Origin of the sequence: Streptomyces pristinaespiralis, assembly GCF_001278075.1 — a bacterium.
GTDB lineage: Bacteria > Actinomycetota > Actinomycetes > Streptomycetales > Streptomycetaceae > Streptomyces > Streptomyces pristinaespiralis.
On the sequence record NZ_CP011340.1, the window covers coordinates 4,365,287 to 4,387,625 of the forward strand.

24 protein-coding genes and 1 pseudogene are annotated in these 22,339 nt (G+C 70.4%); 4 read left to right on the forward strand and 21 right to left on the reverse strand.

Annotated features, from left to right (window positions below; all coding sequences use genetic code 11):
- Nucleotides 1-24 precede the first annotated feature (24 nt).
- From SPRI_RS18445 to SPRI_RS18465, 6 genes are read right to left on the reverse strand one after another with little or no spacing between them, the layout of a single operon-like run.
- Entirely contained in the window at nt 25-702 is a 678-nt protein-coding gene (locus SPRI_RS18445; RefSeq protein ID WP_005314865.1) for a class E sortase, read from the reverse strand.
- 27 nt (nt 703-729) lie between these two features.
- On the reverse strand, nt 730-2,016 hold the full coding sequence (locus SPRI_RS18450) for a class E sortase (protein WP_053557104.1): 1,287 nt from the start codon (nt 2,014-2,016) through the stop codon (nt 730-732).
- Nucleotides 2,013-2,651, reverse strand: coding sequence for an aminodeoxychorismate/anthranilate synthase component II (locus SPRI_RS18455; RefSeq protein WP_005314868.1), 639 nt, complete (start codon nt 2,649-2,651; stop codon nt 2,013-2,015). The genes SPRI_RS18450 and SPRI_RS18455 overlap by 4 nt, the downstream gene beginning before the upstream one ends.
- A complete protein-coding gene (locus SPRI_RS38865; RefSeq protein WP_037774178.1) occupies nt 2,648-2,821 on the reverse strand; it encodes a hypothetical protein in 174 nt (57 codons plus the stop codon). Before SPRI_RS38865 ends, SPRI_RS18455 begins: the two co-directional genes overlap by 4 nt.
- A gap of 56 nt (nt 2,822-2,877) precedes the next feature.
- Entirely contained in the window at nt 2,878-3,576 is a 699-nt protein-coding gene (locus SPRI_RS18460; RefSeq protein ID WP_037776543.1) for a class E sortase, read from the reverse strand.
- A gap of 33 nt (nt 3,577-3,609) precedes the next feature.
- Entirely contained in the window at nt 3,610-4,377 is a 768-nt protein-coding gene (locus SPRI_RS18465; protein WP_005314880.1) for a DUF881 domain-containing protein, read from the reverse strand.
- A gap of 144 nt (nt 4,378-4,521) precedes the next feature.
- On the opposite strand from SPRI_RS18465, the gene crgA reads away from it, so the two are divergent.
- Complete coding sequence (gene crgA / locus SPRI_RS18470; RefSeq protein WP_005314883.1) at nt 4,522-4,779, forward strand: cell division protein CrgA; 258 nt, start codon at nt 4,522-4,524, stop codon at nt 4,777-4,779.
- A 272-nt stretch (nt 4,780-5,051) separates the two neighbouring features.
- Here the strand turns inward: crgA and SPRI_RS18475 are convergent, their stop codons facing one another.
- Both SPRI_RS18475 and SPRI_RS18480 read right to left on the reverse strand, forming a co-directional pair.
- Nucleotides 5,052-5,951, reverse strand: a complete 900-nt coding sequence (locus tag SPRI_RS18475) for a rhomboid family intramembrane serine protease (RefSeq protein ID WP_005314887.1) — start codon at nt 5,949-5,951, stop codon at nt 5,052-5,054.
- Nucleotides 5,952-6,051: 100 nt separating this feature from the next.
- Nucleotides 6,052-6,579 carry a peptidylprolyl isomerase gene (locus tag SPRI_RS18480; protein WP_053557105.1) on the reverse strand — a complete coding sequence of 176 codons (528 nt, stop codon included), beginning with the start codon at nt 6,577-6,579 and terminating at the stop codon, nt 6,052-6,054.
- 275 nt (nt 6,580-6,854) lie between these two features.
- On the opposite strand from SPRI_RS18480, the gene SPRI_RS18485 reads away from it, so the two are divergent.
- Entirely contained in the window at nt 6,855-7,532 is a 678-nt protein-coding gene (locus SPRI_RS18485; protein ID WP_053557106.1) for a DUF5324 family protein, read from the forward strand.
- A 415-nt stretch (nt 7,533-7,947) separates the two neighbouring features.
- On the opposite strand, the pseudogene SPRI_RS39410 reads toward SPRI_RS18485, so the two are convergent.
- Nucleotides 7,948-8,352, reverse strand: a pseudogene (locus SPRI_RS39410) (DUF6344 domain-containing protein); the annotation flags it as partial.
- A gap of 467 nt (nt 8,353-8,819) precedes the next feature.
- Between SPRI_RS39410 and SPRI_RS18495 the strand changes: the two are divergent.
- On the forward strand, nt 8,820-9,821 hold the full coding sequence (locus tag SPRI_RS18495) for a helix-turn-helix domain-containing protein (protein WP_005314895.1): 1,002 nt from the start codon (nt 8,820-8,822) through the stop codon (nt 9,819-9,821).
- Between the two features lie 86 nt (nt 9,822-9,907).
- On the opposite strand, the gene SPRI_RS18500 is transcribed toward SPRI_RS18495, so the two are convergent.
- Nucleotides 9,908-10,192, reverse strand: a complete 285-nt coding sequence (locus SPRI_RS18500; RefSeq protein ID WP_005314899.1) for a hypothetical protein — start codon at nt 10,190-10,192, stop codon at nt 9,908-9,910.
- A gap of 202 nt (nt 10,193-10,394) precedes the next feature.
- On the opposite strand from SPRI_RS18500, the gene SPRI_RS18505 reads away from it, so the two are divergent.
- Nucleotides 10,395-10,832, forward strand: coding sequence for a hypothetical protein (locus SPRI_RS18505; protein ID WP_005314901.1), 438 nt, complete (start codon nt 10,395-10,397; stop codon nt 10,830-10,832).
- Between the two features lie 88 nt (nt 10,833-10,920).
- Here SPRI_RS18505 and SPRI_RS18510 read toward each other — a convergent pair whose 3' ends face one another.
- The 11 genes from SPRI_RS18510 to SPRI_RS18560 all read right to left on the reverse strand — a co-directional run bounded on the left by SPRI_RS18510 (nt 10,921) and on the right by SPRI_RS18560 (nt 22,283).
- Nucleotides 10,921-13,440: a M16 family metallopeptidase gene (locus tag SPRI_RS18510; RefSeq protein ID WP_005314903.1), complete on the reverse strand. Its 2,520-nt coding sequence runs from the start codon at nt 13,438-13,440 to the stop codon at nt 10,921-10,923.
- On the reverse strand, nt 13,437-14,324 hold the full coding sequence (locus SPRI_RS18515; protein WP_050791523.1) for a phosphotransferase: 888 nt from the start codon (nt 14,322-14,324) through the stop codon (nt 13,437-13,439). Before SPRI_RS18515 ends, SPRI_RS18510 begins: the two co-directional genes overlap by 4 nt.
- Complete coding sequence (locus tag SPRI_RS18520; RefSeq protein ID WP_106428545.1) at nt 14,321-14,896, reverse strand: flavoprotein; 576 nt, start codon at nt 14,894-14,896, stop codon at nt 14,321-14,323. The genes SPRI_RS18515 and SPRI_RS18520 overlap by 4 nt, the downstream gene beginning before the upstream one ends.
- Before the next feature lie 191 nt (nt 14,897-15,087).
- Nucleotides 15,088-16,080 carry an LLM class flavin-dependent oxidoreductase gene (locus tag SPRI_RS18525; RefSeq protein WP_005314909.1) on the reverse strand — a complete coding sequence of 331 codons (993 nt, stop codon included), beginning with the start codon at nt 16,078-16,080 and terminating at the stop codon, nt 15,088-15,090.
- Between the two features lie 129 nt (nt 16,081-16,209).
- Nucleotides 16,210-18,024, reverse strand: coding sequence for an ABC transporter ATP-binding protein (locus SPRI_RS18530; RefSeq protein WP_005314911.1), 1,815 nt, complete (start codon nt 18,022-18,024; stop codon nt 16,210-16,212).
- A gap of 214 nt (nt 18,025-18,238) precedes the next feature.
- Entirely contained in the window at nt 18,239-19,555 is a 1,317-nt protein-coding gene (locus tag SPRI_RS18535) for an ABC transporter permease (RefSeq protein ID WP_078535297.1), read from the reverse strand.
- Nucleotides 19,556-19,560: 5 nt separating this feature from the next.
- Nucleotides 19,561-20,460 (reverse strand): ABC transporter ATP-binding protein, encoded by a 900-nt coding sequence (locus SPRI_RS18540; RefSeq protein ID WP_005314916.1) that lies wholly within the window; start codon nt 20,458-20,460, stop codon nt 19,561-19,563.
- The gene (locus SPRI_RS18545; protein WP_234020399.1) at nt 20,453-21,520 is read right to left on the reverse strand and encodes a methyltransferase; all 1,068 of its coding nucleotides are present in this window, start codon (nt 21,518-21,520) and stop codon (nt 20,453-20,455) included. The genes SPRI_RS18540 and SPRI_RS18545 overlap by 8 nt, the downstream gene beginning before the upstream one ends.
- A gap of 124 nt (nt 21,521-21,644) precedes the next feature.
- Nucleotides 21,645-21,833: an LxmA leader domain family RiPP gene (locus SPRI_RS18550; protein ID WP_005314919.1), complete on the reverse strand. Its 189-nt coding sequence runs from the start codon at nt 21,831-21,833 to the stop codon at nt 21,645-21,647.
- 2 nt (nt 21,834-21,835) lie between these two features.
- The gene (locus SPRI_RS18555; protein WP_005314921.1) at nt 21,836-22,015 is read right to left on the reverse strand and encodes an LxmA leader domain family RiPP; all 180 of its coding nucleotides are present in this window, start codon (nt 22,013-22,015) and stop codon (nt 21,836-21,838) included.
- Between the two features lie 73 nt (nt 22,016-22,088).
- The gene (locus tag SPRI_RS18560) at nt 22,089-22,283 is read right to left on the reverse strand and encodes an LxmA leader domain family RiPP (protein ID WP_037774183.1); all 195 of its coding nucleotides are present in this window, start codon (nt 22,281-22,283) and stop codon (nt 22,089-22,091) included.
- Nucleotides 22,284-22,339 lie beyond the last annotated feature (56 nt).

Sequence of the window (22,339 nt, forward strand, 5' to 3'; positions counted from 1 at the left end):
ACCCGCGTCCGGGGCGGTGGGAAGCTAGCGCAGCTCCGCCGGCGGGGTGCGCTTCGCGTCGACCTTCTCCGTGCGCTCCAGCTCGCCCCACACGATGTACCGGTAGTCCGAGGTGTAGATCGGCGTGCAGGTCGTCAGCGTGATGTAACGGCCGGGCTTCGTCCTCCCGGACTCCTCAGGGACCGGCTGAAGCACGTCCACGTTGTACTTCGACGTCTTCGGCAAGGTCTTGTAGACCTTGTAGACGTACCAGGTGTCCTTGGTCTCGAAGACCACCGGATCACCGTTTCTGATCTTGTGGATGTTGTGGAACTTGGCTCCGTGCCCGTCCCTGTGCGCCGCCAGCGTGAAATTGCCCTTGTCGTCCCAGGGGAGGGCCGACCTGATCGGCTCGGTGTAGTAACCGGCGATGCCGTTGTTGAGCTCCTTGGTGTTGGTGCCCTTCTTCACCAGGACCTCGTCGTCGCCCATCGCGGGTACGTGGAGGAAGCCGATGCCGTCCTTGGTGTCCAGCGCGCCGGGCCCGCTGTTCGCCCAGTCGTCGCGGATCCGGTCGCCCTGCCGGGACGACTCACGGTCGGCCAGAACGTTGGTCCACCACAGCGAGTAGACGACGAAGAGCCCCAGCACCACACCCGCGGTGATCAGCAGCTCTCCGAAGACACTGATGGCGCCGGCGATCCGGCCTCGTGCACGTGCCACTGCACCTGTTCCCTGTCTTGAGGTGTCTCAGCCGACGAGCGCGTCGGGTTTGCCCTTGCTGCGCGGCCGTTCCTCGACCATCTTGCCCCACACGATCATTCGATATGTACTCGTGAATTCGGGGGTGCAGGTCGTCAATGTGATGTAACGGCCGGGCTCCTTGAACCCGGACTGCTCCGGTACAGGACTGATCACGCTCACGTTCGACGGCGAGGTCTGCGGAAGGATGCTCGCCATCTCGTACGTGTAGTACGTGTCCTGGGTCTCGACGACGATCGGATCTCCGCGCTCGAGGCGGTTGATGTACCGGAACGGCTCGCCGTGGGTGTTGCGGTGGCCCGCGACCGCGAAGTTGCCCTGCTTGTCCTCGGGCATCGCCGTCTTGAGCTTGCCCTCGCCGTAGTGGCCGACCATGCCCCGGTCGAGCACGCTCTGCTTGTCGATGCCCTCCGCGATCGGCACGACGACGTCCAGCTTGGGGATGTACATGATGGCGAAACCCTGACCGGGCTCGAAGGCGTCGGGCTTGCGGCCCTTCGCCCAATCGTCCTGGATCTTGTTCGCCGCCTTGTCGGCCTGTTGTCCGGCGAGCACGTTCGTCCACCACAACTGGTAGGTGACGAACAGCAGCATCAACACACCGAAGGTGATGAACAGTTCACCGATCGCACGACTTGCGATGACCGCGGGACTGTCCTTCGCGGCACGCGCGGCTCGCCGGGCCTCGACACGGGAGAGCGGCTTCCCCGGCTCCCCGGCCACCGGTGGCGCGGCCGGGGCGGCGGCGCGTCTGCGACCGCGCCCCTTGGCGGCGCGGCGCCGCTCGGCCCGCCCGGGGCCCGGTGGCGTCTCCGCCGCACGGCGGGTGTCGGACGTGCGCAGGGCCACCGTCTCGTCGTCGGCCACAAGGATCGGGTCCGAGACGGGAGTTCGCCGTTGCTCCGGCCCCGGCGCGGCCGCCTGTGCGGGCAAGGAGACCGTGTCAGGCGCCGCCGCGGACCCGGCGGCGTACCAGTCGTGCCGTGGCTCCTCCGGGGCGCTCAGAGCCTCTTGGAGAGCCGACCACTCCTGCTGCTCCGGCTCGTGATGCCGTGGCCCGGCGGGCGCCGCCATGCCGGTGGCCCCGGTCTCCGGCGCCGCGATGTCCGCGGCCGGAGGGACGTTCGTCGCCCGGAACCACGGCGAGCCCCGCCGGTCGGGAGGGACGGGATCCGTCAACGGGTCGTACGCGGGCTCACTCTGCCCCTCGGCGCCGTACCCGTACGGGCCCTCGTACTCGTATTCGTGCTCGTGCCCCGGGCGCACGGCGCTCACGCCAGAGCCTTGCCCACCACCGGTGCGAGTCCCGCCGACCGCCCGACCGCCCCGGCGTCGCCGCACTGCACCAGCCAGTTGGCGAGCATCCGATGGCCGTGCTCGGTGAGGACCGACTCGGGGTGGAACTGCACGCCCTCGACCGGCAGTTCGCGGTGCCGCAGACCCATGATGATGCCGTCCGCCGTACGGGCCGTCACTTCCAGCTCGGCGGGGAACCGCGCCGGCTCCGCCGCCAGCGAGTGGTAGCGGGTGGCGATGAAGGGCGACGGCAGGCCCGCGAAGACGCCCGTGCCCTCGTGGGTGACCGGCGAGGTCTTGCCGTGCAGCAGCTCCGGGGCCCGGTCCACCACCCCGCCGTACGCGACGGCCATCGACTGCATGCCCAGGCACACGCCGAACACGGGAACACCGGTGGCGGCGCAGTGCCGCACCATGTCGATGCACACGCCGGCCTCTTCCGGTGCGCCGGGACCGGGTGACAGCAGTACACCGTCGAAGCCGTCCTGTGCGTGCTCGAGGGCGACCTCGTCGTTGCGCACGACCTCGCACTCGGCGCCGAGCTGGTACAGGTACTGGACGAGGTTGAAGACGAAGCTGTCGTAATTGTCGACGACGAGAATGCGCGCGCTCATCGGGCTGCTCCCTCTCCGTCGACCGTCACGTCGCCGAACGGGAGCAGCGGCTCGGCCCACGGGAAGACGTACTGGAACAGCACGTAGACGACCGCCAGGACGAGCACGAGCGAGAGAACCGCCCGCACCCATGCGTTGCCCGGCAGATGCCGCCAGATCCAGCCGTACATGCCGTCCCTTTCCGTTCGGTACGGCACCAGACTAAAGGGCCGCAGAGGCGTGTGGGTCAGCTGCGCAAAGCTGGTGGTTTGCCGTCGGTCACAGGGTGCGTGGCGTCGAGGTGCGCCCAGACGACGAGACGGTGGCTACTGCCCCACTCGGGCTCGCAGGTGGTGAGTGTCAGATAGCGCCCCGGCTCGTCGAAGGGGGTGGCTTCCCGCCTCAGGGGGCGGGGGACCGGTTCGATCACGCCGATGTCGCCGGGGACGGTCCGGTGGGGCCGGTTGGCGATGCGGTAGGTGAACCAGGTCGTACCGTCGGTGAGCACCACCTCGTCACCGGGCCGCAGTTCCGGGAAGTCCTTGAACGGGTCCCCGTGGGTACGGCGGTGGCCCGCGACGGCGAAGTTGCCCGTGGCTCCGAGCACTCCCGTGGAGGCGTAGTGCCCGAGCCCTTTCTTGAGGACCCCGGGCTCCGTGCCCTGGAGGACGGGCCGGTCCCACTCTTCACCGAACCGGGGGATGTACATGACCGCGAAAGGTTCACCCGGCTCGTACGCCGTGGCCGTGGACGCGGGTGCGGAGGTGCTGCCGGGCTCCGGTGCCTTCGCCGCCCAGTCGGCCCTCAGCCTGCCGATCTCCCCGGCGGTGGCGCTGTCGGCCTCGATCCCGGTCCAGAACAGCAGATGGACGACGAACAGCACGATCAGGGCGCCGATGGTGACGCACAGCTCGCTGAAGGTCCGGACGAGCACACGCACCGAGATCGACACCGGCTCCCCCAAGTGCCACAGGCAGGCTTACCCGACGGGTTTCGCGTAGTGCAGATCCACTGTGCCGGAGTAGCCGGGAAGAGTCACCGTCTCGTTCTCGTCGACCTTCCAGCCGAGGCCGTAGGCCTCCACGTACAGCTGGTAGTTCTGGATCGCGGGCGAGTCGGCCAGTGCCTTCTTGAGCACGTCCTGATCACCGACAGCGGTGATCTTGTAGGGCGGTGAGTAGACCCGGCCCTGGAGGATCAGCGTGTTGCCCACACAGCGCACGGCGCTTGTGGATATCAGCCGCTGGTCCATGACGCGGATGCCCTTGGCGCCGCCCTGCCACAGTGTGTTGACGACGGCCTGGAGGTCCTGCTGGTGGATGACCAGGTCGTTGGCCTGCGGTTCGGGATAGCCGGGCGCGGCCCGGGCGTCCGGCGGGGCGTCGTCGAGGGTGACGGTCAGGGCGCTGCCTTTGAGGGGCTCGGTGCCCGCGGCCTTCTCCAGCGCCGCCAGCTTCGCGTCCTCGGCCTCGGTGGAGCCGTCGTCGCGCTGGGCAAGGGCGTCCACGTCGCCGCGCACGGCCGAGGTGGACTCCTCGAGGTCGCCGTTCTTCTCGCTCCGCTGCTTGATCAGGTCGGAGAGCCTCAGCAGGGAGTCGTCCGTGCGCAGGTCCGTACCCTTGGCGGTGTTGAAGCTGGTCACGAAGATCAGTCCCGCGAGGGCGAAAACGGCAGCCGTCAGCAGCCGGACCGGTCGCCACGTCGAGCGGCGAACGGGGCCTTGCGGGGAGTCGGCAGAATTGCTCAACGTACCCTTATCTCCTTCGGCACCGCGGAAGCACTACGCTAACGGACGCCCGGGGGCGGCAGTGGCCCCCCTGGCTCCGGCCCCGGCGCCAGCCACAGTTAGTTCCCTGCGCGGTAACGCAGCGCATCGACAGGAGAGTCCCTCGTGCCGAAGTCACGTATCCGCAAGAAGGCCGACTTCACGCCGCCTCCGGCCGCGAAGCAGGCGGCGACCATAAAGCTCACCAACCGCAGCTGGGTCGCGCCGGTGATGCTCGCCCTGTTCCTGATCGGACTCGCTTGGATCGTCCTGTTCTACGTGACAGAGGGCGACCTGCCGATCAGCAGCTTCGGTAACTGGAACATCGTCGCCGGCTTCGGGTTCATCGCCGCGGGGTTCGGCGTCTCGACCCAGTGGAAGTAACTGCTCCGCAGCCGGGCACACGAGCCGGGTCCCCAGTTGTCCACACCGTTTTCCACAGGCCGGGGAAAAGGTCAGAAGATCTGTGGATAACTCTCGGCCCGTTGACGCCGATGTGACTGCGTCGACCGGGCCCCTGAAGCGGTCCGCCCCTTGTCGCCCCTGGAAAAACCCAGGTCAGGGACAAGGGGCACGCTTGTTCCACACACGATGCACAAGATCCGCCACACGCTGTGGACAACTCTGGGGAAAGCTCCACTCCCGTTGCTGTCAGGTCATGTGATGGCGGCGGTCCTCGCCACGACGGCGACGACGCAGAGGAGCACGACCCCAGCGCAGACGGCGGACTGCACGGCGTTGCGGCGCTTTCCCTGCGGTGCGTGCACCAGGCCGTAGGCGATCACGACTCCCGCCACCAGGCCACCGATGTGCGCCTGCCAGGCGATGCCCGCCCAGTAGAACGTGATGACCAGGTTGATCGCGATGAGCACCATGATCGGACGCAGGTCCTGCCGCATCCTGCGCATCAGCACCACGGTGGCGCCGAGCAGGCCGTAGATCGCGCCGGAGGCGCCCAGCGAGCCCTGGGCCGGTGACTCGATCAAGTACGTGAAGGCGCTGCCGGCCAGGCCCGAGATCAGATACAGCGCGAGGTAGCGCACCCGCCCGAGCGCCTCCTCCAGCGGACCGCCCAGCCACCACAGCAGCAGCATGTTGAAGAAGATGTGCCAGGTGGTCTCGTGCAGGAACATCGCCGTGGCCAGGCGGTACCACTCACCGTCCGCGACCCCTACGACCTCCGCGAGGCTCGGGTCGTACGCGTAGCCGATCATCGTGAACCGGTTGACGAACTCGTCCTCGAGCCCGAGCGCCAGACCGAACACGGCGATGTTAAGGGCCAGGATGATTTTCGTGATCAGCCGGGGGTCGGCCGCGATCGCACCACCGGCGATGGTCCGCGGCCGGGTCGCGTTCGGACGGTGTCCCGTACCGGAACCGGTGCGGACACACTCCGGGCAGTGGAACCCGACCGACGCGTCGACCATGCAGTCCGTGCAGATCGGCCGCTCGCAGCGGGTGCACGTGATGCCCGTCTCCCGGCCGGGGTGGCGGTAGCAGCTGGGCAGGCCGTGGGCGTCCCGCGGCTCCTGCGGACCGCCTGGCGCCTGGTCCATGGGATCACCTCACCAATCTGGGCTCACGACGTCGCCCCGCCCATCCTTACGGATGGACGGGGCGCAAAGGTTCCCCTGTGGAAAAAGGCCGCGGCCGGCTTCAGCGCGTCTCGACGACGACGGACTCGATCACGACGTCCTCGACGGGCCGGTCGGTGCGCGGGTTCGTCGGGGTGCCGACGATCGCGTCGACGACCTTCTTGCCCGCCTCGGTGCTGACCTCACCGAAGATGGTGTGCTTGCGCGTCAGCCACGCGGTGGGAGCCACGGTGATGAAGAACTGGGAACCGTTGGTCCCCGGGCCCGCGTTGGCCATGGCCAGCAGGTACGGCTTGTCGAAGGCCAGGTCCGGGTGGAACTCGTCCTGGAACTCGTAGCCCGGGCCGCCGGTGCCGTTGCCCAGCGGGTCGCCGCCCTGGATCATGAAGCCGCTGATCACGCGGTGGAAGACGGTGCCGTCGTACAGCCTGTCCGTGGACTTCTTGCCGGTCGCCGGGTTGATCCACTCCCTCTTGCCCTGCGCGAGCTCGATGAAGTTCTTGACCGTCTTGGGCGCGTGGTTCGGCAGAAGCCGGATCTCGATGTCGCCTTGGCTGGTCTTCAGGGTGGCGTAAAGCTGCTCGGCCACGATCTGCCTTCCGTAAGTCTTCTGTGACGTCTCCCGATCCTTGCACGGAAGAGCCGCTCACGGAGAAATGCCGCCAGGTCGACGACCGAGCGGCGCGTTTCGGGTGGAACAGTGGCATCGTCGTCCACAAGCTCCCGGCATGACCCGGATGCCCGCCCCGCATGCCGGGGCGGCGTTCAACGGGCATGATTTTCAATCGGGTGGAAAGGCGGGACTGTACCCCAACTGGGGACAACCCCGATCACCCTCAGAACGCCACCGAGGAGGAGGATCCCGTGACCCGCATGGACAGCGTGCGCGCCGCGACCGGTACGGCGAAGGACAGCGTGCTGCACGCCGCGGACGTGGTGGCGCCTTACGCCGGCACGGCCAAGGACCAGGCCGCGCACTATGCGCACGAGGCCCGCGTACGGCTCGCGCCGAAGGTTTCGCAGGCCGCTACCGCGGCCCGTGTTCAGTACGGCAGTCGTGTCGCACCACACGTACCGCCGAAAGTCGATGTGGCCGCGCGCCGCGCCGCGGTACAGGCCAGGAGGGCCGCCCGTCAGGCGGCCGACTTCACCGTCCCGCGTGTCGAGCACGCGATGGCCGTGGCTCAGCCTGTTCGTGAGGAGGCTACGGCCCGTTCGGCTGCCGCTCTGGCCGCGCTGCGCGGTCAGGTGACGGCCAAGGAGATTCAGAAGCTTGTGAGGAAGCACGAGCGGCGGTCGAAGGCCGGTCGTCTCGCCAAGGGTCTCGCGGCCCTCGGCATTCTGGCCGGCGGAGCTTTCGCCGCGTGGAAGTGGTGGGACAAGCAGGCCAATCCGGACTGGCTGGTGGAACCGCCCGCTGCGACGGAGGTCTCCGACCGTGCCCCGCTGACTTCGGTCGACGGCAGCACCCAGGCCGGTCTGGACCCTGACGTCCAGGTGAAGCAGGACGAGGCCGAGGCGGGCGACGAGGACCGCCGCTGACGGCTTGTCCGTCTTGTTACGTCAGGCGCCGGGAGTGGATGACGCTCCCGGCGCCTCATGCTGCGAGGAGGGCGGGGCCGTCGCCCTGGTCGCCGCGCGCCGCGGAGAAATCGGCCGTGAGCACGACGGCGGAGTCTTCGGGGGCGTCCGCCGGAGAACCGGCGGGGACGGCCGAGAGGGCGCGGGGTGAAACCGTGGCGGACGCGGCAGAGGTGCCGGCGGGAGCCGGGGCGGAGGAACCGCCGGAGGAACCGGCCGAGGAGTCGGCGGACGGAGCGGCCGGGGCGGCGGCCGAAGCAGCGGTCCGGTTGTCGGCCTGAGCGTCGGCGCCTGTGGGGCTGCTCGTCGACGGGCCGTCACCGAGGTGGGCGGCGGAAGCCGCCTCGTGGGCGGGAGCCGCGGGGGACGACACCGCGGGGACCGGGGCGGCTGCCGAGGAGACACCGGGGGAAGCAGCGGCGCCGGATGCGCCCACGTACGGTGCGACCGGATACCCGCCACTCGTGTCGAGCGCCGGCAGATGCCTCACAGCGGGAGACGACCCGTGTGCCTCGGCGCTGATGCGCTGCTTCATCGTGGGCGGCAGCGACCGGTCGCGCACCGTGGGCGCCGGCCGTGTGAGCTGTCGCCTGGTCTGTGCGGGAACCGTCGGGCGCAGCGCCTTCGGACGGGCCGCCTCGGCCGGCTCCTCGGGAGACTGCGCGGCCGGCTGCGCCGTGGCGGCCGTCGCGGCGGCGGTGGTGAGCCCCACCGAGGCAAGCAGTGCAAAGAACGCGGTGATGAACGCGTTCCACAGATTCCTGACCTTGAAGGTGGCCATGACCCCTCGCTTTCGGGTTGAGCGTTTTACATACCTTCCTCATGATGTGGACGCATTCCGAGAAGTGGGGGAGCGACGCCGACGCTGCGCAGTTCTTCTGATGAACACCACCCGGATGGTCCAGCGGGCCGTGGCACGGACCCCGAGTTGCGCAGGCGCCCGAGGTCGTCCATTGCCTTCCGCCACCACGCCCCACACAGCGAACGCGCAGGTCAGCGGATCCATGGGGCCTGTATCCGCCGATCCTTCGACAGGCGGCTCCGGGTCAACGGGTGTGTTCCCGAGCCGGACTGATCCCCCTTCAGGACGCAACACGGGTGCGGAAGAAGCGCCGTGATCCGATTCGACAGACGCGGGTCCCGCCGCTACGGGGGCTACATGCCTACTTTGCTATCCCATTACGATCAGCCCCAACGCCGCGCACGCCACCTGACCAGGCGCGCCGGCAGAAAACCGGGGAGCAAGATTTGACCGTCAACGACCTGTCCGTCCTGGGGATCTCCGCACTGGAAGAGTCGATCTACCGGCACTTCCTGCGAAATCCCGACACTTCCGCGGACGACATCCACCTTCTGTTCCACACCTCGCTCGAGTCCGCGGCGGCCGCCAGGGACCGGCTGTGCGAACTGCGTCTGCTGAGATCCACGGAAGGCGAAGGCGGCCCGACCCTGTCCGCGGCGGACCCCGCCACGGCGGTCGATCAGCTGATCGACGTACGTCTGCGGGAACTGCACCAGGAGTTGCAAGCCGTCACCCAGGCCCGCCACTTGACGGCGTCCCTCTGCGCCGAACAAGGGGTGCACGCACTCCCGCCGCAGAGCGTGGAGCGGATGGAGAGCATTCCGCAGATCCGCAGCCGACTGGACGACCTGGCCTTCTTCGCCCGTGAGGAGGTGCTGTCCGTCGACCCCTACACCGCACTGACCGCCGACAGCATCGCCCACTCGCGCCCGCTGGACCTGCGCTGTCTGCGGCGGGGCCTGCGCATCCGGAACATCGTCATCAAAGAGGCCCTCGACGATCCGCCGACCCTCGCCTACCTGCGGGAGATCGCCGCGCACGGTGCCGAGATCCGGGTGACCGAGGAGGTGACGGAGCGCATCATCGTCTTCGACCGGCGTACGGCGCTCGTCCCGCTGGATCCGTCGGACACGGCGCGGGGCGCGCTGATGGCCCGGGAGACCGGGCTCGTCGCCAACATCCTGGCGCTGTTCGAGAAGATCTGGGACCAGGCCCAGCCCTTGGCCGAGCTCACCGATCCGACGGACACCACCAGCGGGGGACTGTCCGAGACGGAACGCCTGGTGCTGGAGTCCATGTGCCGCGTGGAGAAGGACGAGGTCGGCGCAAGGGAGCTGAAGATCTCCGTGCGGACGTATCGGCGGCACATCGCCGACCTGCTCCGCATCCTCGGCGCCGGCAGCCGCGCGCAGGCGGCACTGCTTGCGCGGGAGCGGGGCTGGGTCTGATCCGTGGGCCGCGGCGGCGGAGTGGCCCGGCACCCGCCGGGCCCGCCGCTGCGGGCCTTCGAGGACAGGGCCTTCCAGGCCGGTTTTCAGGACGGGCGGATGGACCACCCGGTCAGCGCGCTGTCCGTGAGCACCGCCTCCAGCCGCGTGCGGATCTCCTCGGGGGTGCCGGGGACGGAGCCGAGGAGGATGCCCAGGGCGATCTCGCTGTTGCCCACCGTCGACACGCACGCCGAGTCGGCGGGCAGCAGCCCGATGAGCCGGATCGCCGTCGTCTGTCCCGGCGCGGCGTTCTCGTCGGTCCTGAACACCGTGAACAACAGCTGTTCAGCGGTGCCCGGCGGCGCTGCGGCCGACCCGTCGTCCTTCATTGGTTCCTCCCGGTAGAGCTCGCATGAGCCGTCATGTCCCCCGTCGTCCTGTCCCCCGCCCGTGCGTGGGGATCAGGGTGAGCCTGGCACCCGGGTGAGCCGTGGGGAGGTCCCCTCGCTGACAGCATGCTGCAGCGGGGTGCCATGATCCTGCAGCCGCCGCGGCTGTCTGCCCGGTGCGGGCCCAACTAGCTTTCTGTGCATGGCAAACGAATCAGTGCACCCCCCACACGGCACCGGTGACGGCCGACAGGACGCCTCCTCCGGCAGGAGTCCCTGGTGGTACTACCCGGGGCTCGGCGCGTCGCTCGCCGTCGCCTTCGTCTGCATCGACATCGGCGGCAGCCTCGTGCCCGCCGGCCCGATCGCCGGTGCCGTCCTCGGTCCCACCCTGCTGACCTGGGCCGCGTCCCGCAGCCGTGGCAGCGCCGCCACGAAGGCTCTCTCCGCGACCGGTTCGCGCAACCTCTTCGGCCTCTATCTCGTACTGCTCGGGCTGGTCACGGCGGTCGGCCTCGGACTCGGCCTGGGTACCGACCTCACCGGCGCGGCGAGCGTCGCCGGTCTGGTGGCACTCGCCCTGACCGTGGTCCTGGGCCGCCAGGCGGACCGCAACGTCACCCGACCCGGCCACTCCTGACCCCCCACCCGTCGTCTTCGCTCCACGTTCCCGCTTCCGGCGCCACCGGGTCCCGACGGACCCGGTGGCGCTGTTCGTCGTCCGCACCTCAGTGGGCGGCCGCCGGCACGGCCCGCGGCAGGAACAGTCGCCCGGCCGCGCGGGATACGTCCTCGGCGGCGACCGCACGCAGCAAGCCGGGAAGAAGAAGGGGAAGTTCGGCATCGCCTCCTGCGGACACCGTTCGTCGCAGCAGGTCCGCACGGGCGGCCGGGGAATCGAAGGCGGCGAGCAACTGGGCGGCGCAGAAGTCCCGTACGGGTCGCAGTTCCTGCTCCGTGAAGGGCTCTGCGGCAAGCCGGTCGGCCTCGGCGCGGATGCCGTCCCAGGCTTCTTCCACAGCGTCGGCAGGCACGCGTCCGCGCAGAAAGGCGCGTGGCAGACCGCAGACCGTGTCCCGCCCCGTGTACATCTCGAAGCCCGCGACGGTGCGGTCCGCGAACCGCTCGGCGAGCCGGCCGCCGAAGAAGCCGCCCATGGCGGCGGTGGCCAGGAACCGTGCCGCCTCGTCGGCGGCGCCGGTGACCGGCCGCTCCGTGACGGACAGCAGGAGCCGCACATGAGTGCCGTCGACGGTGTGCAGTTCCCGCGGCGGTCCGTCGTACGGCGCGTGCGGCGGCCGAGCGGTTTCCGGTGCGGGCGCGGACTGCTCCCACTCCGCGGTCCAGGGCACGAGCACGTCCGCCGCCTGAGCGACGAGCGTGTCCGGGTCCAGTGCTCCAACGGCGATCAGCGTGCCGGCGCCGACCGCGGCGTGCTCGATCAGCTCCGCCCGTACACGGTCGTCGAGCTCCTCCTCCGGGGTACGCGGCGGGGCCGGCGTCCCCTGACGGTCGAGGGGCGACCACTCGGCGCCCAAGGCGGGCGCCAGGTCGGCGAGCACCCTCAGCCAGTCGACGGCCCGTCCGGCCGGTGCGTGCCCAAAGACGTCGATCCATTCACCGTCGGCGGCGATCGCGAACGATCCCCCGAAGTCCTCGGCCCGCGCGGCAGCACGCGTGTGCCGGGCGCCGGCACGGAGCCGTTCGCGGGCGGCGGCGGGGCTTCGCCATCCGGCCCGCCCGAGCGGCACTCGCCACCGCAGTTCCACCAGAGGGGAGCGGCGGTCGGCGACCGCGACCGCACGCGCGCCTCCGGCGAGTTCCACTGCGCGGCTGGGCAGGCGTCCCGGGGCCAGCGGCCCACCGGGGCCGGGAACCGGCAGCGCCCCGGGGCGTGGGAACGCGCCGGCCCCCTCCGCTGATCCGCCCGCCGCGGTCGACGACGGACGGAAGGGCTGCGGACGTGCCGGAACAGGGCGTGTGCGGCGGGCGCCGGGCTCGATGACCAGGACCGCCTTCGGCTGCTGCGCCAGTGAACGAGCCGCGTCAGCCACCTGATCGGTCCGCACCTCCCGTATCAGCCCGGAGATCTCCTCGAGCAGTTCTGCTCTGCCGAACAGGCTCTCCAGCCGGCCGAGCGCGCGGGACCTTGTCTCGATGTCCCCGTGGGCGCGCTCGTGCTCCACCGCCATCAGCCGGGCCGCCCGGGGAACGGCGTCGTCCAGACCCGGATCCTCCGCCCAGGTGCGCAGCCGGTCCGTGATCGCACCGACCACGTCCTCGGGGCTCCGGCCGTTCGGAAGGACGGCCGTCACCACGAGCGGATCCGGGTCCCTGGCGTCCAGCGGTCCGAAGAATCCGCAGCTCGCGGCAGCCGAGGGGAGGCCGAGGGCGGCCGCCCCGTGGCGGTTCAGCAGTGCGGCCAGTACCGCGTGGGCGAGATAGCCCGGCAGATCGGTCTCCGGGTCGGGCAGGCGGTGGCCCAGGGCCAGCACGGTGGCACTGACTCCCGGCTCCTGGTACCTGGCCCAGCGGTCCGCCGTCAAAAGGGGTTCGTGAAGGGTGGGCGGCAGCGGGTGCGGCCGTGCGGGAATACCGCCGAAATGGCGTTCGATCAGCGCACGGGTGGCATCCGGCTCGGCCGCGCCGACAACGGTGAGGACAGCGTTGCCTGGTGCGTAGTGCGCGGTGAAGAACTCCTCGCAGTCCGCGATCGTGGTCCGCGCCAATGCGGCCGGATCGCCGTACCCGTCATGGGCGTTGGCGTGCCGGCCGAAGAGAACTCCGGGCAGCAGGGGCCAGGGGAGACCGCCGTAGGGCCGGTCCGTGGTCGCGCCGTGGATCTCGTCCGCCACGCCCGCCAGCTGTTCGGCCAGGTGGTGCTCCGTGAACAGGGGGGCCCGCATCCGGTCGGCCTCCGCGAAGAGCGCCTGCTCCAGGGCCTCCGCCGGGGCGACCTGGTAGTAGTCCGTGTAGTCCTGGTGCGTGGTTCCGTTGGCACGGCTGCCGAGCCGGTGCACATGGTCGTAGAACCGGCCTCCGGGAAGGCTGGCGCTGCCGCGGAACATGAGGTGCTCGAAGAGGTGTGCGAAGCCTTCACGGCCGGGAGGCTCGGACCGGAATCCGACGCCGTAGTGCACGGACACCGCGGCCCTGGGGATGCCCGGCTGATGCTGGAGCAGGACCCGCAGTCCGTTGGGCAGGGTGAAACGGTCGAGGCCGGCGGCGACCGGCGCGGGCAACGTCATGTCACCGCTCCCCGCAGGCCGATGAGGAAGCGAAGGAAGTCCGCGTACTGGTGGAAGCTGTCCACGGGCTCGTCGAGGTACGCGGCGATGTCGTGGACGTGCAGCATGATGCGCAGTACCGCGAGCCACTGCCAGTCGGCGCCCGGATCACGGCCGTACCCCTCGCACAGGGCGTCGATGTGGGCCTGCCAGGCGACGGGGTCGCCGCCCAACTGCCACTTGAGTTCGACGAGTTCGCCGATGATCCAGCCGATGTCGACGTACCAGGGGAGGACACTCAGGTCCTCGCCGGCCAGCAGCGTCGCCGAACCGTCGGAGCCGGCGATCAGCGAGCCCAGGCCGGCCGCACCGTGCGCCAGCACCGTGGAGGTGTCCCCGACGACCCGCTGGTGCCATCCGCGTACCGTCGCCCATGCCGGGTCACCGAGCGCCTTGCGTATCTGCTCGGCGGCCTGGGCGGCGCGCGGTGCGGGGGCGCGGCCGGTCAGCCAGCTGTCCAGCCGGTCGAGCCCGCGGGACCCGTGGGCACGGGCCGAGGCCGGCGGCGGCACGTCATGCAGCGCCCTCAGCGTCGTACCGAGGTCCCGCAGCGCCTGCGGCGGCACGGCACCGGGCCCACCGGTGAGCAGCAGATACGCGACGGAGTGCTCCCCCTCGAGGTGGTACGTGCGGCCGACGCCGTCGGCCGCGCCGAAGACGACACGGGCACCGGGACCTGTCACGACGGGAAGCGTGCGCGGCACGGGAACGAACGGAGCGGGGGCGTACGGGCCGGGAGTTCTGCGCCACTGATGGAGCCCTCCGGCCAGCGGACGGACCTCGGTGCGCAACAGGCCGGTGCCGTAGCGGGTCACCGCATCCGCTTCGATGGTCTGGAGCGTCACAGCAGTGCCTTTCTTTCCGGGTGGACACGGTGGTCGTCGACGAGCTGGACGCGCCGGCCCTCGAGCCGTTCGATCACTTCCGGCAGGGTCGGTGGGACCCATGCCTCCATACGGCCGGTGGTGAGACTGCGGCCCTGCTCGGGCGGCACCATCACCACATTGGGACGGGCCGACAGCTGCGACCAGTGCTCACGGAACGCAGGACTGTCGAGACCGCCGGGCGGCAGCGCGGGCGCCACGGCGATCGGTGCGCGGGTGCACTGGGCGGCGAGCAGTGAGGGGCTGTCGGCCAGGCCCAGGGCCAGGCGCGCCGTGTAGTGGAGCGTCGCCGGGTAGACGACGAGCGCCTCGGCCCATTCGGCGAGCGCCACATGGCGGGCGTGCACCTCGTCCTCAGGCCACTCGTCGAAGAGGACGTCCCCGGCGACCCGGTGGGCGAGCGCCTGCCGGGTGACGAAGCGCCGGGCGCTGCCCGTGAGAACGACGGACACTTCGAGGCCGGTGTAGGAGGCGCGCAGCCAGTCGAGCCAGAAGGGCAGGCTGGTCGCATAGGCGGAGCCGGTGCTCACCATCAGGAGCCGTTCCACGCCCAATGCAGGTGCGTGCGGCGCTTGCGCGGGTGACTCCTGTGACGACGGAACAGCCGCCGGTCGCGCTGCCGACGGACGGTCGACGGAAGGGGACGCAGGATCAGGACCCGTGTGCGTCCGGAACAGCGGGGTCCGCGCGGGGGAGGCAGGACGGGACCACGTCGGGGCTTGCGTCATGAGAGCACCTCGCGCAGGAGTGTTTCGAGTTCCTTCAGGGCCGTCCGGGTCCCGGTGGTGGCGAAGACCCCGGAGACGTTGAGGACGATCTCGTCGACACCGGCGCTTCGGTACTCGGCGAAGGCCTCGGCGATGTCCAGCGGCCCGCCGTACACGAAGGCGCCCCCCTCGATCAGGGCCTTGGCACTGGCCACAGGGTCGGTCTCCATGTCCACATCGATTCCGGACCGGCGCAGCATGTCCCGGTAGTGCGGAAGCGACATGTGGGCCGAGTTGCTCGCGAGTGCCACGTCCGTGGGTTCCCGGCCGTCCGCGGCCAGGGCCACCGGCACCATGGCCACCAGCCGGGGCCGCGCCCGCCCTGCGCGTGCTGCGCCTTCCTCGAGCGCCGGCACCACCACGTCGCGCAGATAGCCGGCGGGGGTGAGCCAGGTGATGGCGGTGTCGGCGACCTCACCGGCAAGCCGGGCCATGCCGGGGCGCAGCACTCCGAGCCCTACCTCGACCTCGGGCCGGGGCTGCACCGGGAGTCGGCCGCGGACGCGGAAGAACTCACCGTCCAGGTCGACCGCTTCGCCGTCCAACAGACCCCGCACGGCCGTGACGTACTCACGGCAGGCGCCGAGCTGGCTGCGATAGGGGGCGCCGAGCAGGTTCTTCTGCAGGATGCCGGCACCGGGCCCGAAGCCCGCCACCACGGGATGGTTCATGGTGACCGCCAGCGACTGGGCTTGAAGTGCGGCTTCGTACGGGTGACGCAGCGGCATCACGGTGACTCCGGTGCCGGCCGGGACACGGAAGCCGGAGGCGGCCATGTAGGCGAACGTCTGGTGCGGTTCACCGACGGACGACTGGCCCTGCCACAGGCGGTGGGCCCCGGTCCATTGGGTGAGCGCCGCATAGGGCAGCGCCTGCTCCGGACGCGAGGGAGTGAAGGGCATCAGTACCGAGTACTGAGGCATGGCGGTCGAGGTGGCGGTGCCGGTCATGAAGGCTCCTGGGAACGATGTCGGGGCAATGTCGGCCCGACCGTGTTTCACGTGAAACGTGGCAGGGCGGTGGCGGCCGGGCGATGTTTCACGTGAAACAAGCCGACGGGGGGCCAGGGCGGGAGTCGGTCAGGCAGCGACCGGTGCGCGGAAATCCGCGCCGAGCGACTGGCCTGCCACGAGCTCGGCGTAGGCGGGGCAGCGGTCCACAAGAGCGGCGTGTCCCCCCTCGTCCGTGACGGCACCCCGGTCCATGACGATCACGTGATCGGCGTGCTGAATGGTGGAGATCCGGTGGGCGACCACAACCACGGCGCGCTCTGCCGCCAGCCGGTCCACGGCCAGCCGCAGCCTCTGCTCGTTGACGCTGTCCAGATGTGACGTGGGCTCGTCGAGGAGGACCAGGTCCGCGTCGGCAAGGACCGCACGGGCCAGCGCCAGTCGCTGCCGCTGGCCACCGGACAGCCCGGTGGCGCCGTCGAGCACGGTGTCCAGACCGTCGGGGAGCGCCCGGATGTCCTCGGCCAGGCCGACCCTGTCCAGCACCGAGTACAGGGTGGTGTCGTCGGCAGGTCGCCGGCGGCCGAGAACCAGGTTGGCGCGTACGGACTCCTGGAGGAGGGTGGATGCCTGGTCGACATAGGCGATGCGGCTCCGCAGATCCGCCGGGGACCAGTCGGACAGATCCCTGCCGTGGACCTCGATGCGACCGCTGTCGGGTTCCATGAAGCGCTCGATCAGGGACAGGACAGTGGTCTTCCCCGAGCCGGAGAGACCCACGACCGCGGTAAGACCCCGGCCCGGAACGGTGAAGCGGGCGCCGCGCAACACAGGGCGCTCGGCCTCGTAACCGAACACCACATCCTCGAAGCGGACGGCCGGAACCTCCGCGGAGGCGACGGCTCGCTTCTGTACGGAGGCAGACCGGGGCGCGGCCGTCGCCACGTCCGGGGAGTACGTACCCTCCTCCGCCGGCAGGGCGAAGACGTCCTCGAAACGCTTACGGGCCACCAGGCCCAGCTGGATGCCGCTGACGCCGGACGCGGCCATGATCAGCGGGGCGGTCAACTGCAGCAGGTAGAGGAGGAAGGCGACGAAGTCCGCAAGGAGGAGGTGTCCGTCCAGCATGCGCGCACCGCCGCCGACGACGACGGCGACCAGCGCGATCTGCTGTCCGAGATTGATCACCGGCACCATCAAGGACTCCATGCGGGCGGCATCGGTCTCGAGCTTCGCCACCTTCCGGGCACGCTCCGCCAGGTTCGCGGACACGGTGTCCTCGGCTCGGTACGCCTTGATGACGGTGAGGGAGTCGAGTGCGGCGACGAAGCTCTGGGCGAGTGTGCCGACCTCCTCGCCCACGGCGGCGTACTTCCGGCGCAGCCCTTTTACGACAAGCGTGATGATGCCCACGGCGGCCAGGAACGCGCCGACCGTGATCAGCAGCAGGACCCAGTCGAGCAGCCCCATGACCACCAGCGTGCCGAGGACCGTGATGCCTGCCATCGGCAACTGCACGGGGCCGATGTCGATCAGGTTCTTGATCCGGGCGGCGTCCGAGGTGAGCCGGGCCACGAGATTGCCGCTGCCCTCGCGCCGGGCATCGGCGAGCCGCAGGCCGAGCGAGTGCCGCATGGTCCGTACCCGCAGCCGGCAGATGAGCCGCTGTCCCATCCGGCCGAGCAGGAAGGAGGCCAGCGCTCCCGCGGCGGCGGACCCGAATCCTGCCGCCACCATCACGGCGGCCCATACGGTGAGGCCTTCCCCGCTCTGGATCGCGCCGAGCAACTTGCCGACGACCAGCGGCAGAGCGAGCGTCGCCCCGGTGGAGACAAGGGCGAGCAGGCCCACGGCCGCCAGTTGCAGTCCGTTGCCGCGGGCGAGTTCCCGCAGCACCTTCAGCTCGGCCGCGGGGGCCGCCCCGGGCCCGGCTGTGTGCTTCATGGCAGTCCAACTCCTCTGATCAGTACGGTGGTCGGGCACGGTGCGCATCGGCGTCACGCCGGCGGGCCGGTGGGTCGGCCGCGCCGAAGCCGTTGACGGCAGTTGCTTCCGCCGCGCGGCGGCGACAGCGCAGGCCAGGTCGATACGGTGGCGCGGCTGCGCAGGCGGATCCGGATCCAGAACCTGGTTCGGGCAGGAGACGAAAGTCCGCGAGTCAGAGACGGGCGCCGCGCAGGGCGTCCTTCACCTTGACGATCCCGCCGTGCTGCAGCAGTCCCCCGGCGTAGACCCGGCCGCCGAGGCGGATCAGCACGACGGCGGTGACGAGCATCAGACCGAATGCCGTGCCGATCTGCCACCAGGGCACGTCCTCGTATGCCATACGGACAGGCATGGCGGCCCAAGAGACGCCGGGCACAAGGGAGAGGATCTCGACGGTGGCGGAGTCGGTGGTCCCGGCCAGCGCCAGGCCGGGACCGATCAGCCCCAGCATCTGGATGCCGTTGACCGGTCCGACCACGTGGTTGACGTCCTCGGGGCGGGAGACGAGCGAGCCGGCCACCGCGTAGAGGGTCACGAAGAGGATGTAGCCGGGGACGAACCAGACCAGCACGTTCAGTCCGGCACCGACGGCGTCCGCCGGGGCCTCGAAGAGACCGAAGGCGACCGCCGCGCCCAGGCAGGCCGTTGCCAGCACCAGGATCTGGACCAGTGCGGACGCGCCGAGGCCGACGATCTTCCCTGCCAGCAGATGGCGCGCCCTGACCTTGGCGAGCAGCACTTCCGCGATCCGGCTGGACTTCTCCTCCGCGACGCCCTGTGCGACGGCGAGGCCGGACACCAGCATCAGCATGAAGAGGATGAAGACGGCGGTGGCCGCGGTGGTGGTGCGCTGGATCGTGCGTACGGCGTCCGGGTCCAGCGTGGTGGTCGCCAGCGGCGGCACCGCCGCGGCCTCGGCTGCCTCCGCCGCGGTGAGTCCGTGCCCGCGCAGCGATGCGTCGAGGACGACGGCCCGATGGGCCTCCTGGAGCAGACGGCCCAGCTCCTCCGGCAGTTCGCGCTGGACGACGATTCCGCCCTGTCCGTCGATCACGGCGGCATCGGCCTTGCCGTCACGCACCGCCGCCCGGGCCGCGTCGGCATCGGAGGCGGTGGAGACGTCGGCGTGGGGGCGCAGGACGGGCGCCAGCGCCGACTGTTCCCCGGCGAGGGCCACGCTCGGCCGTTCGCCTCCGCCGCTCTGGAAGTAGCTGGTGGCGCCGAAGGTGACGGCCATCATGATCGCGGTGATCGCGACCGACATCCAGAAGGCTTTGTTGGTCAGCTGCTGGGCGAGTTCCCTGCGCGCGATGGCGAGGACGAGCACGCTGTCCCGCACCCGTCGCTGGTCCGTTCCCGCCGCGTCACCCGGCCGCTGCACGGTCCCGGTGCCCCGGTCGTCCGCGGCCTTCCGTCCGGTCCGGTCCTTGGGCTGTTGTTCCGTCTGCTGTGCCATGTGATCGTCGCGTTTCATCGTCTGGGGTGCCATGGGGGTCAACCGCCCACTGATTCACGGAAGATGTCGGCGAGTGCCGGCCTGCGGCGCCCGAAGCGCTCGACCTCGCCCGCGGCGCCCGCCACTTCGAGGATCCGCGCGGCCGGCACGCCGTCCGCCACCCGGAGCAGGACCGTACGGCCCTGCTTCCCTAGGACCTCGACGCCGTCGACGCCCTCGAGAGCACGGGACCAGTCGTCCTCGGCACCGCTCAGTTCGACCTCGAGAGGTCCGCGGTCGGCGCCGGAGCGCAGTTCCTCGACGGTGCCTTCCGCGACGAGAGCCCCGTCCCTGACGATGCCGACGCGGTCGCAGAGCCGTTCCACGAGGTCGAGCTGATGGCTGGAGAAGACCACGGGAACCCCGCGGCGAGAGAAGTCCGTCAGGGCATCGGCCATCGCGTCGACGGCCACCGGGTCGAGTCCGGAGAAGGGCTCGTCGAGCACCAGGACGTCCGGGTCGTGGATGAGGGAGGCGATGAGCTGGACCTTCTGCTGATTGCCCAGCGACAGTTTCTCCAGCGCGTCCTTGGGCGCCGCCACGACACCCAGCCGCTCCATCCACTCCTCCGCGCGGCGGCGTGCGACCGAGCGCTCGACACCGCTCAGAACGGCGAAGTGCACGAGCTGGTCGCGCGGCGTCATCTTGGCGTAGAGCCCCCGCTCCTCCGGCATGTAGCCGAAGCGGGCCCGGGAGGCGGCGTCGACCGGCCGGCCCTGGAGGCGGACCTCGCCGCTGTCGGCCTGGAGGACGCCGAGGGCGATGCGCATGGCGGTCGTCTTGCCGGCGCCGTTCGCCCCGCAGAAGCCGAAGAGTTCGCCGGGCCTGACGCCGAACGTCAGCCCGCGCAGCACCTTCCGCTCTCCGAAGGCCTTGTGCAGTGCGTGGAACTCAAGCATTGCGGAACTCCAGCAGGGAACGGACCGGAGTGGCCGGGCCCTCCCACGAGAGCCGCAGGCCGGCCGTGGCGGCCAAGGCCTTGATCTCCGCGACCGCGCGGACCGGACGCGGCATCACGGCGCGGATGTAGAGCTCGGTGGCGGCCGTGGCAGGACCGTCGGCCTTCACCGGAATGTTGACGTCGGCGATCAGGACGCGGCCGTCGCGGCCCGCCGCCTCGGCGACCCGGCGCAGGATCGCGACGGCCTGCTCGTCGTCCCAGTCCGCCAGGATCGCGGACAGCAGGTAGACGTCGGACCCGGGGGTGATGGGGTCGAAGAAGCTGCCCGTCTCGGCGGTGAGCCGGTCGTCCAGTCCGCTCTCCGCGAAGCGCAGTGCCGCCACTTCGGAGGCGTTCTTGAGGTCGAGGACCCGGCCGCGCAGATGCGGATTACGCAGGGCGAGTTCGATGAGGAGCGTGCCGTTGTTGCCGCCCACGTCGGTGACCGAGCCCACGTGCGACCAGTCGTAGGCCTCGTGGATCAGCTCGGCGCCCCAGCCGAGTTGCTGAGGGCCCTCCTTGCGGAAGGCAGCCGCGAACCGCGGGTCCTCGTTGACGGTTTCCCAGTAGCCCTGGCCGAAGACGGAGGCATGTGCCGGCTCTCCGGTCCGCACGGTGTGCAGGATGTTGATCAGGGCGAGGTCGGTACGGCCGAAGAGCCCGTCCATGCTGAGGTGCTGCCGCAGCCCGGCCGGGTCGGAGTCACGCAGGGGCGAGCCGAGGCCGGTGACGGAGTAGCTTCCGTCGTGCTCGTCCCGGTCGAGGATGCCCAGCCGCACCAGGTGGCGCAGCAGCATGTCGAGCAGTTCGGGACGTGTGTCGGTCAGCTTCGCCAGCTCGTCCGTGCCGGTGGCGCCGGCGTCGATGTGGTCGGCCAGGCGCAGGGTGGCCGCCGTGCGGACGGCGGCGGGACGCAGGAGGTCGGCCATCCCCATCAGTTCCTGGGCGCGCTCCTGGGCGGTCCGGAGCGCGTCGTCCCCGGTCGCGCCTTCGGTGCGCTCCGCTGTGGTGACAGACATGACGGTGTCGTGCCTTTCTCGCCCTGAGGGCGGGTCCGTGCCGGGGAAGGTGCCGGGCGGGGCCGGGCGGGACCGCCGCGAGTGCGGCGGTGCCACGCCCGGACGCCCGGCTGGTGCCGTCCGCTCAGCAGCCTTCCTTGTACGTCTTCACCGTGAGCTGGCTGCCCAGCCAGGAGATGGTCGCCGCCGCGCAGGTCGGGGTGGACGCCGGAGCGTCCGCCGCCGCCTCTGCGACGAGCTCGCCCGCCTCGCTGTACGTGTCGTAACCGGCGACGAGCTCGCTGATGGAACCCGTCTGCTGGAGGTCGGCCATGGTCAGCAGCCTTCCTTGTACGTCTTGACGGTGAACTGGCTGGCGAGCCAGGAGACGCTGGCCGCGCCGCACGGGGCACTGGTGGCCGGGGCCTCGGCGGCGGCGGTGGAGTTGAGCTCCTCCGCGTCGCTGTACGAGTCGTAGCCCTCGATCAGCTCGGTGATCGCACCGGTCTTGTCCATGGGGACTCCTTCTATGTGTCAGGTACTTGTCATAGGTGGGGGCGCAGCGGCGCCCGGAACACGAGGTGCGGTGTCAGCAGCCGGCCTCGTAGGTGGCACCGGAGATCGCCGAGGCGGCCGAGGCGCACCAGGTGGAGCTGGCGACGCTCGCGGCGCAGACCGGGGTGGTGGCCGGGGCGTCCGCGGCGGCGGTGACGTTCAGCTCGTCGACGTCGGCGTAGGCGTCGTAGTTGGCGATGAGGTCCATGATCTCGGTGTTGTTCTGCATGGTGTTCTCCTGGATGCGGGGGCCGGCATCGGCCGGCCCGGACATGGCTGAGTCGA

Coding starts and splice junctions, on each gene's coding strand:
- SPRI_RS18455 (WP_005314868.1), bottom strand. CDS start 2,651: ATGAGCGCGCGCATTCTCGTCGTCGACAATTACGACAGCTTCGTCTTC.
- SPRI_RS38865 (WP_037774178.1), bottom strand. CDS start 2,821: ATGTACGGCTGGATCTGGCGGCATCTGCCGGGCAACGCATGGGTGCGG.
- SPRI_RS18475 (WP_005314887.1), bottom strand. CDS start 5,951: ATGGACCAGGCGCCAGGCGGTCCGCAGGAGCCGCGGGACGCCCACGGC.
- SPRI_RS18500 (WP_005314899.1), bottom strand. CDS start 10,192: ATGAAGGACGACGGGTCGGCCGCAGCGCCGCCGGGCACCGCTGAACAG.
- SPRI_RS18505 (WP_005314901.1), top strand. CDS start 10,395: ATGGCAAACGAATCAGTGCACCCCCCACACGGCACCGGTGACGGCCGA.
- SPRI_RS18510 (WP_005314903.1), bottom strand. CDS start 13,440: ATGACGTTGCCCGCGCCGGTCGCCGCCGGCCTCGACCGTTTCACCCTG.
- SPRI_RS18520 (WP_106428545.1), bottom strand. CDS start 14,896: ATGGTGAGCACCGGCTCCGCCTATGCGACCAGCCTGCCCTTCTGGCTC.
- SPRI_RS18525 (WP_005314909.1), bottom strand. CDS start 16,080: ATGACCGGCACCGCCACCTCGACCGCCATGCCTCAGTACTCGGTACTG.
- SPRI_RS18530 (WP_005314911.1), bottom strand. CDS start 18,024: ATGAAGCACACAGCCGGGCCCGGGGCGGCCCCCGCGGCCGAGCTGAAG.
- SPRI_RS18535 (WP_078535297.1), bottom strand. CDS start 19,555: ATGGCACCCCAGACGATGAAACGCGACGATCACATGGCACAGCAGACG.
- SPRI_RS18540 (WP_005314916.1), bottom strand. CDS start 20,460: ATGCTTGAGTTCCACGCACTGCACAAGGCCTTCGGAGAGCGGAAGGTG.
- SPRI_RS18545 (WP_234020399.1), bottom strand. CDS start 21,520: ATGTCTGTCACCACAGCGGAGCGCACCGAAGGCGCGACCGGGGACGAC.
- SPRI_RS18550 (WP_005314919.1), bottom strand. CDS start 21,833: ATGGCCGACCTCCAGCAGACGGGTTCCATCAGCGAGCTCGTCGCCGGT.
- SPRI_RS18555 (WP_005314921.1), bottom strand. CDS start 22,015: ATGGACAAGACCGGTGCGATCACCGAGCTGATCGAGGGCTACGACTCG.
- SPRI_RS18560 (WP_037774183.1), bottom strand. CDS start 22,283: ATGCAGAACAACACCGAGATCATGGACCTCATCGCCAACTACGACGCC.